At 64.0% G+C, this 12,174-nt stretch carries 10 protein-coding genes; 7 read left to right on the top strand and 3 right to left on the bottom strand.

All coding sequences use genetic code 11. From position 1 onward, the window contains the following. Positions 1-224 precede the first annotated feature (224 nt). The gene (locus AWB74_RS35000; protein ID WP_061151200.1) at positions 225-1,124 is read right to left on the bottom strand and encodes an IclR family transcriptional regulator; all 900 of its coding nucleotides are present in this window, start codon (positions 1,122-1,124) and stop codon (positions 225-227) included. A 149-nt stretch (positions 1,125-1,273) separates the two neighbouring features. On the opposite strand from AWB74_RS35000, the gene AWB74_RS34995 reads away from it, so the two are divergent. After that, on the top strand, positions 1,274-2,890 hold the full coding sequence (locus AWB74_RS34995; protein ID WP_061151199.1) for an FAD-dependent monooxygenase: 1,617 nt from the start codon (positions 1,274-1,276) through the stop codon (positions 2,888-2,890). On the opposite strand, the gene AWB74_RS34990 is transcribed toward AWB74_RS34995, so the two are convergent. After that, a complete protein-coding gene (locus AWB74_RS34990) occupies positions 2,887-3,711 on the bottom strand; it encodes a class I SAM-dependent methyltransferase (RefSeq protein ID WP_061151198.1) in 825 nt (274 codons plus the stop codon). The two genes, AWB74_RS34995 and AWB74_RS34990, sit on opposite strands and share 4 nt — an antisense overlap. Before the next feature lie 137 nt (positions 3,712-3,848). Between AWB74_RS34990 and AWB74_RS34985 the strand changes: the two genes are divergently transcribed. From AWB74_RS34985 to AWB74_RS34975, 3 genes are all read left to right on the top strand, one after another. Next, complete coding sequence (locus AWB74_RS34985; protein WP_061151197.1) at positions 3,849-4,595, top strand: glucose 1-dehydrogenase; 747 nt, start codon at positions 3,849-3,851, stop codon at positions 4,593-4,595. A 124-nt stretch (positions 4,596-4,719) separates the two neighbouring features. After that, positions 4,720-5,415, top strand: coding sequence for a nitroreductase (locus tag AWB74_RS34980; protein WP_061151196.1), 696 nt, complete (start codon positions 4,720-4,722; stop codon positions 5,413-5,415). Between the two features lie 91 nt (positions 5,416-5,506). Beyond that, positions 5,507-6,139, top strand: coding sequence for a LysE family translocator (locus tag AWB74_RS34975; RefSeq protein WP_061151195.1), 633 nt, complete (start codon positions 5,507-5,509; stop codon positions 6,137-6,139). 12 nt (positions 6,140-6,151) lie between these two features. Here the strand turns inward: AWB74_RS34975 and AWB74_RS34970 are convergent, their stop codons facing one another. Beyond that, on the bottom strand, positions 6,152-6,412 hold the full coding sequence (locus tag AWB74_RS34970) for a hypothetical protein (protein ID WP_143749373.1): 261 nt from the start codon (positions 6,410-6,412) through the stop codon (positions 6,152-6,154). Positions 6,413-6,643: 231 nt separating this feature from the next. On the opposite strand from AWB74_RS34970, the gene AWB74_RS34965 reads away from it, so the two are divergent. The 3 genes from AWB74_RS34965 to AWB74_RS34955 all read left to right on the top strand — a co-directional run bounded on the left by AWB74_RS34965 (position 6,644) and on the right by AWB74_RS34955 (position 12,143). After that, complete coding sequence (locus tag AWB74_RS34965; protein WP_235024790.1) at positions 6,644-6,940, top strand: DUF6723 family protein; 297 nt, start codon at positions 6,644-6,646, stop codon at positions 6,938-6,940. 138 nt (positions 6,941-7,078) lie between these two features. Further along, positions 7,079-7,729, top strand: a complete 651-nt coding sequence (locus AWB74_RS34960; RefSeq protein ID WP_061151193.1) for a recombinase family protein — start codon at positions 7,079-7,081, stop codon at positions 7,727-7,729. A 247-nt stretch (positions 7,730-7,976) separates the two neighbouring features. Continuing rightward, entirely contained in the window at positions 7,977-12,143 is a 4,167-nt protein-coding gene (locus AWB74_RS34955; protein WP_061151192.1) for a CheR family methyltransferase, read from the top strand. The last annotated feature ends 31 nt before the right edge of the window (positions 12,144-12,174 follow it).

Raw genomic sequence — 12,174 nt, 5'->3', positions numbered from 1 at the left:
AGACCGATGGTAGCTACGACGTCTATTTTGTGCATCATCGCATCGATACGATCAGCTTGAAACGTGGCAGCCAGAGGGGCTAAATGTGTTACCCATGTCCTGACACACCTGTTACCCATGTCTCCGGTCTATACACAGCAGCAAAGAAAGTGACTGCCGCCCCGCACAGGGGCGAAGCTAATAAACCAAAAACAAAACGGGATCCGGCGAAAGAAACCAACTAATCAACCAAGCACCCTACGCGCGCCGAGCGCAACGGTAGGATCCCCGCCCAAAGCCCGATAATTAAGCCGCATAGAAAGCTCCACAGCAGCGGCACAAATCGTCTCCACGAGCCGTGACTTCTCTTCATCGGCACCGATGTCCGACCGCGGCACCGTCGCCGCAACCGCCGCGACGATCCCACCGGAATGATCGCGCACGGGCGCGGTGATGACGGATATCCCGCGCTCGAACGATGCTTCGCTCAACCCATATCCGAGCGCCGCGCATTCCTCCACCCGCTCATAAAGTTCGTCGACGCTCGCGGGCGTGCGCTCCGTGTACTTCTCCAGTCGCGCCTCGGGATAAAGCGCCTTGAGCGCGGCGAGCGACAGATCGCCCATCAGCACATGTCCGTGCACGGTCGCATGCGCGGGCAGGCGTGTGCCCACATGCACCTTCACCGAACTGAACAGCGGCTCATGACTCTGCGCCTTCGCGACGAACACGACATCGCGCTGATCGCGGATCAAGAGATGCGTGGAAAGCCCGGTCGCATCGCGCAGGCGTTCGAGCACCGGCGTGCCGAAATCGGTCAGCTCCAGCGAGTTCACGTATTCGAAGCCGAGCCGCAACACCGCGACGCCCAGCCTGAAATTGCGGTCGCCGTTCACGCGCTCCAGAAAGCCGAGCGCCTCGAGCGTTTGCAGAAGACGGAAGGTCGTCGTGCGCGGAATGCCGATACGCCGCGACAGCTCCGGCGCGCCCAGCACCGGCTCGCGCGCCGAGAATTCGGCGAGGATGCGCAGGCCGCGTTCGAGGCCCGGCACGAGATAGCTGGAGCCGCCGCCGGACGATGCATCTTCGTCGGCGGTGTCGAGGTTGTCCGGCTGGGTGTCTTCCTGTTTGCTTCGTCGGGCCATGATCGGCTGTCGTTGTCATCGTGCGATGGGCAAATCATAGCGCGAGACGATTCACGGAACGCGCGCGCACAGCGCCTGACGCGTTATTCTGACGCTCGCGCGTTTTGCGCCGCCAAAGCATCGACGGTTTCCTCGGGAGAAATCGCATCATGTTCGATACGACAGATGTGCTGATTGCCGGCGCAGGCCCCGTCGGCCTGATGCTCGCCGCCGAACTGCGCCGCGCCGGCGTGAAAGCGTGCGTGATCGACGCCCACGACGAGCGCGCCTTCTTCGTGAAAGCGCTGGGCGTCACGGCGCGCACGCTCGAAATTTTCGAGGATCTCGGCATCGCGCGCGACGCGATCGATGCAGGCGTGTGGCTCACCGCCGCCGAGACGTTTCAGGACGGCACGCCCGCCTTCAGTGCGCAAATTCCGCGCGAAGGGCTGCCGTATGGCGCGCTCGCGCTCGCGCAGTTCGAGACCGAGCGCATCCTGGAGGCGGCGCTCGTGCGCAACGGCGGGCACGTCGAATACGGCGCGACGCTCGTCGATTTCACCGAATCCGGCGATGCCATCGACGCGCACATTCAGGACGCATGTGGCGAGTCGCGCACCGTTCGTTGCCGCTGGCTCGTCGGCTGCGACGGCGCGCGCAGCACGGTGCGGCGTCATCTGAACATGGCCTATGAAGGCGATCAGTATCCGCAAACCTTCATGCTTGCCGATCTCGACGTCGACTGGGATCTGCCGCGCGGTCGCATGTATCGCTTCAACGTGACAGGCGTTGGCGACGCCGGATCGACCACGCTCGCCGCGCTGCCGGTACGCGGTTCCGCGCGTCGCTATCGACTGTCGATGGTCCTCCTGCCCGACGATGCCGCGCGTCACACGCTCAACTCCACGCCCGATTTCGACGAAGTGCAGCGCATCATGCTGCCGATTCTTCCGAAAGGCACGCGGCTTTCGTCGATGCGCTGGTCGTCGGTGTATCGCGTGAGTCATCGGATCGCGCAGCATTATTCGCAAGGCCGCGTGTTTCTCGCGGGCGATGCCGCGCATATTCATCCGCCGGTCGGCGGGCAGGGCATGAACACCGGCTTGCAGGATGCACACAATCTCGCGTGGAAACTCACGCTCGCGGTGCGCGGACTCGCGGGCGCATCGCTGCTCGCGAGTTATGAGGCGGAGCGGCGGCCTGTGGGTCTCGATGTCGTCGAACAGACGAGCCGCGCGATGAACACCGTGCTCGCGCATGGCGAGATTCGGCCCGCGACGCGCGAGACGCAATTGCTCATCGGTTATCGCGGCAGTCCGATCGTCGCGGACGAATGTGCCGATATCGCGGCGGAATTGCCCGCGCCCGGCGATCGCGTGCCGGAAACGGGCGGGCTCGTGCAGGCGTTCGTCGGGCACGCGCAGCGCTTGCAGGATCATCTCGGGCGAGGGCGTCATACGCTCATCGGCTATATCGACGACGACGATGCCGGCGGCGCGCGCGTCGCCGCGTTCAATGCCGCCGTCGCTGCGTGGCGCGCCGCGCTCGGCACGGCGGCGAACGCGCTCTTGATCGTGTCGCCGGGCGTGGCGAACGGGCAGTCATTCGATCCTGCGCCGGAAGCGTATCGGTCATTGAGCGATAAGGCCGGCGAGTTCGCCGCTGCCTTCGGCGCGCAAAACGGTATGGCCTGGGTCGTGCGGCCGGACGGGCATATCGGCTTCAGAAGCGCGTCGTGCTCGCCGGATGCGCTGCTCGCGTGGCTCGAACGCGTGCTCGCGCGCTAGCGTTGCGCGAGGATCACATGCGCCTGAATCTTGCCGTCGACGGCGCCTGAACCGAAGCGCGCCGCAATCGCCGCGGCGCACGCCGATGTCGCGTCATCGAGACTCGCGCGCGGGCGCGCTTCGATCTCGTTGCGCAAGGGCGTGCCTTGACAGTAAGCGATAGCCACGTCTTCCGCCGATGACGCGTGACTGCGCCGCGTGACCGTATCGAAGTGCGCGGGTGCATCGAAGCCCGCGTTCGAAAGATCGCGCGAGATCGCTTCACGATCGAAATATCCGTGCGGCGTGCGCTTCATGAAAAGCGGCGGATCATCGGGAAAAAGCGCGCTGAGCGCCTCGGTTACCGTGTCGGCGAACTCGTTCTCTTCGATGCGGTCCCACACGTTGAACAGCAAGGCGCCGCCCGGTCGCAGCACGCGATGCGCTTCCGTGTAAGCAGCCGTCCTGTCCGGAAAGAACATCGCGCCGAACTGACAGACGACGATATCGAAGCGGGCATCGTCGAAAGGCAGTTGCAATGCATTGGCTTGTTGCCACGTCACCGGCTTGTCGATGGGCGTCATCGATGCGCGATCGAGCATCGCCTGATTCAAGTCCGTCGCGACGAGTTCGGCATGCGCCGGCAACTCGCGCGCCAGCGCGCGCGTGACGGCGCCGGTGCCCGCGGCGGTTTCCAGTACGTGCGACGGTCCAAGCGCGGCCGCGCGTTTTGCGATATCGGTGGCGTAGGACTCGAAGAGCATCGGCACGAGAAGCCGGTCGTATAGCTCGGGAATCCGGCCCGCGAAGTTCGTGTCGGTACGAAGCGTGTCCGGGTTCATGCGCCGTCTCCAGTCGATTATTCGTCCGAGGCTGCAAGTCTTTTCACTTTACGCCGCTTTATCGCACCCGATCAGATGGCTACATTGCACACATCCGGTCATTCCCGACTTCAGACAGACTTTTCAAGGAACACATCATGAGCAAACTCGCAGGCAAGGTGGCGGTCGTCACGGGCGCATCGAAAGGTATCGGCGCGGGCATCGCGAAAGCGCTCGCGGCGGAAGGCGCCGCAGTCGTCGTCAACTATGCGAGCAGCAAGGCGGGCGCGGATGCGGTGGTCGCGGACATCACCGCGAAAAACGGACGGGCGATCGCAGTCGGCGGCGATGTTTCGAAGGCAGCGGATGCGCAAGGCATCGTCAGCGCCGCGATCGAAACGTATGGACGCCTCGATATTCTCGTCAACAACTCGGGCGTCTACGAGTTTGCGCCGCTCGAAGAAATCACCGAAGAGCACTTTCATAAGCAGTTCAATGTCAACGTGCTCGGCACGCTGTTGACGACGCAAGCGGCCGCGAAGCATCTAGGCGAAGGCGGAAGCATCATCAACGTGAGTTCGGTCGTGACCCGCATTACGCCGCCGGCGAGCGCGGTGTATAGCGGCACCAAAGGCGCGGTCGATGCGATCACCGGCGTGCTGGCGCGCGAGCTCGGCGCGAGAAAGATCCGCGTGAACTCGATCAATCCGGGTGTCGTCGTGACCGAAGGCACGCATAGCGCGGGCATCATCGGTTCCGATTTCGATGCGGCCGCGCTCGCGCAAACGCCGCTTGGACGTCTCGGCCAGCCCGACGATATCGCATCGATCGCGGTGTTCCTCGCATCCGACGATGCGCGCTGGATGACGGGCGAAAGCCTCATCGCGAGCGGCGGCATGCGCTGATCGGCGGGCCTGGCGAAAGGGCGCTGCATGGCGTTTCGTTCAAGATGGTCTTGCACGGATTTCGCCGCAGCGACGCTTTTCGCCGTGTCATCATGAGGCAACTTCGCTTACACGCCATCGCCTCATGATCGATCGTCACGCTCACCCCGATGCCTCCGTCGTCGATGCAATCATCCGCTCGCGCCGTGCGATTCGCTTCTTCACCGAAGAGGCGGTTGCGCGCCGCGTGATCGAAGACATACTCGATGTCGCGCGCAATGCGCCCAGCAATTCGAACACGCAGCCGTGGCGCGTCCATGTGCTGACGGGCCAGCGCAAGACCGCGTTGAGCGATGCCTTGCGGCAAGCCCACGACGAAGACGCGCATCCGCCTCTGCGGCATATGCCCGATTCCTTACCCGATGTCATGCGCTCGCGGCAGGAAGCGTTCGGCATGCGCTATTACGGCGCGCTCGGCGTAGCGAAGTCGGATCTGCAAGCGCGCGCGAACGTCACCGCGAGGAATTTCGATTTCTTCGGCGCGCCGGTCGGCATGATCTTCTCGATCGATTCCACGCTCACGAAATATAGCTGGCTCGACTACGGCATCTTCATCCAGACGGTGATGCTGGCCGCGCGCGCGGTCGGTCTCGCGACTTGCGCGCAGGTGTCGTTCGCGCGCTTTCAGAAGGTCATCGCGGAGCATCTCGACTTTCCGCCGGGCCATGAGGTCGTGTGCGGCATGAGTCTCGGCTATCCCGATGAAGAAGCGCCCGTCAACCGCATCGACATGGCGCGCGAACCGGTGCGCAATTTCTCGACGTTCCTCGGCTTCGATTAAGTGTATCGACGCAGCGCGCCGGTTTTGTATCTGGCGCGCAGGCGGATTCGCGCGGGAAAATCGCTCGACCGTTACCGTCCGGAGCCGCCCGATGCCTCAGACCCCGCAACTGCTCGCATTCGCCCTCGTCGCGCTCGGCATGGCGCTCACGCCGGGGCCGAACATGGTCTATCTGATTTCGCGCTCGATCTGTCAGGGCCGTTCGGCGGGGCTCATTTCGCTCGGGGGTGTCGCGCTCGGCTTCGTGTTCTACATGTTGTGCGCCGCGTTCGGCATCACCGCGCTGCTGATCGCGATTCCATTCGCCTACGACGCGCTGCGCTTCGGCGGCGCGCTCTATCTGCTGTATCTCGCCTGGCAAGCCGTGAAACCGGGCGGACGCTCGCCGTTTCAGGTGCGTGATTTACCCATCGACAGCCCGCGCAAGCTCTTCACGATGGGCTTCGTCACGAACCTGCTGAATCCGAAGATCGCCGTGCTGTACTTGTCGCTGCTGCCGCAGTTCATCGATCCGGCGCATGGCAGCGTGCTCGGCCAGTCGCTCGCCTTCGGTGTCGTGCAGATCGTGCTGAGCATCACCGTCAACTCGACCGTCGCGCTGACGGCCGGCTCGATCGCCGTCTTTCTCGCGCGCAAGCCCGCGTGGCTGCTCGTTCAACGCTGGCTGATGGGCACCGTGCTCGCCGGCCTCGCGATGAGAATGGCGACCGAAGCGCGCCGCTGATTCTGCTGATTCTCAAGCCGGCTCGCGATGATCCGTATAGACGCGCCCGATCAGCGCGTCGTACTCGTCGCAATGCGCGGCGACGATCGCCCTCAGCATGCGAATGAACGCGTTGCCGTCCTCGAAATGCTCGACGAGCACGCGCGCCGTGCGCAGCGAGATGGATTCGAACATCGTTCCGGATTGCTCGTCGTCTATCTTGAACCTGAAGCGATGTATCTCCGCGGATGACGCATCGGACGGCTTTTCGTGGGAAAGAATGGTTGCCCGCATCGACGTTTCCTTCATCGTTCTTGTTGTTGATCGCTGGTAAAGGCACTTCGCGCGATTCGCCGTCACCGGCTCGCTCATCCGACGACGCCTCCCTGCCAAAAAATGTATTCGTTTTCAGCAATGCGCGTGCCGCCCGAGCGCTCGCTGACCGGCAATGCGTGGTTTCCGTACGCCGTCATCGTGTGTTGGCTGAACCACAATGAAGCATCAAACGAATGAGCGGTGGTCCCAGTGACTCAATCGAGTGGCAAGCGCCCGAAACTCGTCCTCTTTCCGACGCGCACGGTCGCGCCGACGCCGGGAGTAAACGAAGACGACTTCCAGATCTATGCGTCGTACAGAGGCAGCACCGCGAGCGGCTTTTTCGGCACCTTGAAGGTCGTGCGCAAGACCGACGGAAGACTGCTCTTTCCGTTCGATGGCGCGGCGAGCATCGGTCCTTTCGCGACGAAAGCGGCCGCCGTCGCCGCCGCGGTCGAAAACGGCGATGCCGTGGTGAAGGCTGATATCGCGCGGCCCGAACTCTGATTGCACGTGTCCGCATGGCACGACGTACGCATGGCGCGCATTGCGTACTTTATCTGCGACGGTCCCGCTGCCATACTGTAAGCGGGCGTCTCTGTCCGAGCCGTGCGCACACTTCCGAATGAGAGAAGGGTCAGGCCAATGGCACTTGTCGTGTACGTTTTCGAGGAAAGCCGGGGTGTTCCGACCCACGAACAGGATCTGTTCGAGATCGACGCGGCGGGCTATTTCGTCGATATGAGCGCGGTCTTCGTCGAGCGGTGCAGTTGCACCACGCCCGTGTCGTCGCGCATTGCTTTCCAGCGCGTCTTGCGACGCCTCCAGTCGGGCGACACGCTGATCACGACCCGGCTCTCGGGCCTCGGAAACAGCGTCGCGGATGTCCTCACGACGATCGACGGACTTGAAAAACGCGGCATCGGCGCGGTGTGTCTCGCGTATGGTAAAGACGATCTCTGCTCGGAGGCGGCGCGCGGTTTCGTGAAGGCGCTACAGCTCGCGGAAGATCTGGAGCGCGTGACGCGCCGCAGCCGCGCCCGCGAAGCCGCGAGCGCCGCGAAGGAACGCGGCATCGCGCAGGGACGTCCGAGCTCGCTTACTTCATCGCAGCAGCGCCAGGCGATGCTCGGGCTCGATGCGGGCCTCACGGTGACCGAGATCGCGCGTTCCCTCAGCACCTCGCGGCAGACCATCATGCGCCTGCGCAACGCTCGCACGCTGCCCGCGGGCATGGACACGACCGCTCAAGCCGGTATCCAGCCGGCGCCGCTCGCCGCCAACGATTCGAAGTAGCGTCGGCGCGCACTTTCTCCTCCATCGCTTCATCGCGAGCCTTTGTCTCGTGCGCGGGCGCAGCGCCAGTGGTGCATGCGGCATGCGCCGTTGACCGCCATCCATCGGCGGGCGGCTGTGTTGCGTACACTACAATCGTGACCGGTGCGACGCGAGTGCGGCGGCCCGACAACTGCTCACGAACCCAATCGAAGACCATGCGTGTCGGACATAAAAAGAACAGAATGAGCCCGGAGGATTCGGATCTATGACCAGCAGCCGTTCCAAGGCGGCGCCTTCCGAAAATTTCGAGCCCTTGCCGTTCGCCGTGGTCGGCATGGGCGCGTCCGCGGGCGGCATCGAGGCGTTGCTCAATTTCTTCGAAAACGCGCCGTCCGACATGGACATGGCATTCGTCGTGATCGTTCATCTGCCGGCGAATCATATGAGCCGCGCCGACGAAGTCCTGCAGCGCGTGACGGACATGCCTGTCAGACAGGTCGCGAGCACCACCGCGATCGAGAAGAACCACATCTATATCAATGCGCCGGGCAAGCATCTGGAGATGTCGGAAGGACGCCTCGAGGCGCTGGACCGCGCGGGCGCGCAAGGCTCGCCCACGACGATCGATCACTTCTTCGCCACGCTCGCCACCGCGCACGGCACGCGCGCGATCGGCATCGTGATGTCGGGCTCGGGCTCCGATGGCGCAGCGGGCCTTTCGCGTATCAAGGAGATGGGCGGCATCACGGTCGCGCAGAAGCCCGAAGACGCGCATTTCGCCGAAATGCCGCAGCACGCGATCACTACGCGCCAGGTCGATTTCATCCTGCCCGCGGCGGAAATGCCGGAGAAGCTGCTCGACCTCTGGAACAACGCGAAGAAGATCCGTCTGCCGATCACGGACGGCGGCGAGTCGGCGGAAAAGGATCAGACGCCCGCGGCAGGCAGCGCCGAGCGCGCGCTCTCCGACGTGCTCATGCAACTGCGCGTGCGCACCGGCCACGACTTTCGCCACTACAAGCGCGCAACGATTCTGCGGCGCATCGAGCGGCGCATGCAAGTGAACGGGCTGCGTGACATCGGTGCGTACCGCGACTTCCTGCGCGCCAATCCCGACGAAACCACGTCGCTGCTCGCCGACATGCTGATCGGCGTGACGCAGTTTTTCCGCGATCGCGATGCGTTCGATGCGCTGCGGCGCGATGTCGTCCCCACGTTGCTGGACGCAACCAAGGGCGAGACGCAACTGCGCGTCTGGGTGCCCGGCTGCTCGACGGGCGAGGAAGCCTATTCGCTCGCGATCATGCTCGCGCAGGCGCGCGAATCCGCCGGATTCGAGACGACCTATCAGGTCTTCGCCACCGATATCGACGAGCCTGCCATCTCGCAGGCGCGCGCCGGTTCGTATCTCGGCTCCATCTCGAGCGACGTGCCCACCGATCTCCTGCGCCGCTATTTCAAGCAGGAAGGCGGGCGCTATCAGATCGTGAAGTCCGTGCGCGAGCGCATTCTGTTCGCCGCGCACAGCCTGCTGCGCGATCCGCCGTTCTCGCATCTCGATCTGATTTCGTGCCGCAACGTGCTGATCTATCTCGATCGCGCGGTGCAGCGGCAAGTGCTCGAACTGTTCCATTTCGCGTTGCGCGCGGGCGGTTATCTCTTTCTCGGCACGGCTGAATCCGCCGATACCGCCGACGACCTCTTCACCATCGTCGATAAAAAGAGCCGCATCTATCGCGCGCGCACGGTGCTGAACCGCGTGAAGCCACCGGTCGCGTTTCCGTCGCTCGGACCGTCGAATATCGGGCCGCGCGAGGACATTTCTCCGTCGACGGTGCAGGCGAATATCGCAAGCGGGCCGGAGGCGCCGGAGCGCCGCAATTTCTCGTTCGCGGCGCTGCATCAGCGCGTGCTCGAGGAATATGCGCCGCCGAGCGTCGTCGTCGACCGCGATTCGAATATCGTTCATCTCTCGGCCACGGCCGGCCGCTTCCTGCGGCACGGCGGCGGCGAGCTGTCGTCGAACATCATGGCGCTGGTGCTGCCGGAGCTGAGGCTCGATCTGCGCACCACGCTGTTTCGCGCGCATCAGACGGGCAGCAGCGTCGAGGCGCGGCGCGTCAAGCTGATTCAGGACGGCCGCACGATGTGGGTCAACATGACGGTGCGCCCGTTCCACGATGCGGGCGTGAACGCAGACTTTTTCCTCGTGCTGTTCGACGAAGTGCAGGAACATATGGCAGACGAAGGACTGCCCGAAGACAAGGGACAGGACCCGCTCCTGATGCAGCTCGAACGCGAGCTGCATCACACGCGCGAGCAACTCGCGACGACCATCGAGCAGCACGAGACGACGGTCGAGGAGCTGAAGGCGTCCAACGAAGAGCTACAGGCGATCAACGAAGAGCTGCGCTCCGCGACCGAAGAGCTCGAAAGCAGCAAGGAAGAGCTGCAATCGGTGAACGAGGAGCTGACCACGGTCAACGCCGAACTGCAGGCGCGCGTCGAAGACACCGCCAAGGCGAATGACGATCTGCAGAACATCATCGCGTCGACGGAAATCGCCACTGTGTTCGTCGACAAGCAGATTCGCGTCAAGCGCTTCACCACGAGCGCGACGCGCGTGTTCAAGCTGATCGATGTCGATATCGGCCGCTCGCTCTTCGACATCACGCATTCGCTGCGTTATTCGTCGCTCGCGGACGACGTGAAGCAGGCGTTCGAAACACTCAAGCTGATCGAGCGCGAAGTCGAAAGCTCGGACGGCAAGTGGTATCTGATGCGGCTTCTGCCGTACCGCACGGCGGATGACCGCATCGACGGCGCGGTGCTCACGCTCATCGACATCACGGCGCGGCATCTGGCCGAGGAATCGGCGCGCATCGGCGAGCAGCGTCTGCGGCTCGTCGCGCAATCGACCAATGACTACGCGATCATCGTGCAGGACCCGAACGGCGTGATCGTCACGTGGAACGCGGGCGCTGAGCGCATCTTCGGCTTCGCGGAGAAGGAAGTGGTCGGCAAGAACATCGCGCTGATCTATTCGCACGACGACCGCACGGCGCGCGTGCCCGCGCACGAACGCGATATCGCCGCGAGCGAGGGACGCGCCGACGACGAACGCTGGCACGTCACGCGCGACGAGCGCCGCGTCTATTGCAGCGGCGTGGTGACGCCGATCTCGGACCCGTCGTTTACGGGCTTTGCGAAGATCGCGCGCGATCTGACCGAGCGCAAGCTGCGCGAAGACGCGAACCGCGATGCGCTCGCGCACGAGCACGCCGAGCGCGAGAAGGAAACGCTGTCGAATCAGCTCAAGGACGACTTCATCGCGATGCTGTCGCACGCGCTCAAGCATCCGCTGAATCTGATCGGCATGAAGGCGGAAATCCTGCCGCGCCTGCCGGAAACACGCGGCATCGAAGCGGTGCGGGAGACCGCGGACTCGATTCGCCGCGCGGTGCGTGGCCAGGCGCAGATCATCGACGATCTGCTCGATCTCTCGCGCGTGCGCACCGGCAAGCTCGCGCTCAGCATCGTTCCCGTCGATGTCGCGGCGGTGCTCGCGCGCATCGTCGATGTGACCGAGAGCGAAGCGGCGCAGCGCGAAATCCGCATGCGCACGACCCATCCCGGCGAGCCCGTCTACGCCTTCGCCGACGCGGTGCGTTGCGAGCAGATTCTCTGGAATCTCGTGTCCAATGCGCTCAAGTTCACGGATCACGGCGGCGCGGTCGATCTGACGATCGCACGCGACGGCGGCATGGTGCGCATCGATGTCGCCGATACGGGGCAGGGCATCGAAGCGTCCGCGCTGCCGCATATCTTCGACATGTACCGGCAAGGCACGCGCAATCCGACCGCGGCCGGGCTCGGCATCGGGCTCGCGCTCGCGAAGCAGCTCGTCGAGATGCACGGCGGACGCATCGAAGCGTGCTCCGAAGGACTCGGGCACGGCTCGACGCTGTCGGTGTGGCTGCCGGCGGCGGCCACGCAGGGAACCGCGCCGGCGCTGCGTGAAGGACGCACGCGGCCGGTGGCGGGCGCGCGCATTCTGCTCGTCGACAACGACGCCGAATCGACCGCTTCCTTCGCCGCGCTGCTCGGGCTGGAGCAGGCGGCGGTGCAGATTGCATCGAACGCGGAACAGGCGCTCGACATGCTGTCGAAAAACCCGGTCGATGCGTTGATCTCGGACATCCAGTTGCCCGGCATCGACGGATACGAGCTTCTCAGACGCGTACGCGCCACGCCCTTGCTCGCCGGCATGAAGGCGATCGCGGTGACCGCTTTCGGCCGCGAAGAGGACCAGCGCGCGGCGCGGCATGCGGGCTTCGACGCGCATCTGAACAAACCGGTGGATTTTCCGGAATTGCTACATACGCTCGATTTGTTGCTGGATCCGGTTCGTCGCGAAGAAAGCAAGGCCTGACGGTCGCACCCGGTCCGCGGATTGCTTCCTC

Origin of the sequence: Caballeronia arvi (genome assembly GCF_001544695.2) — a bacterium.
GTDB lineage: Bacteria > Pseudomonadota > Gammaproteobacteria > Burkholderiales > Burkholderiaceae > Caballeronia > Caballeronia arvi.
Note: the sequence above shows the minus strand (reverse complement) of the source record. Positions and strands in the feature narration are given on the sequence as shown.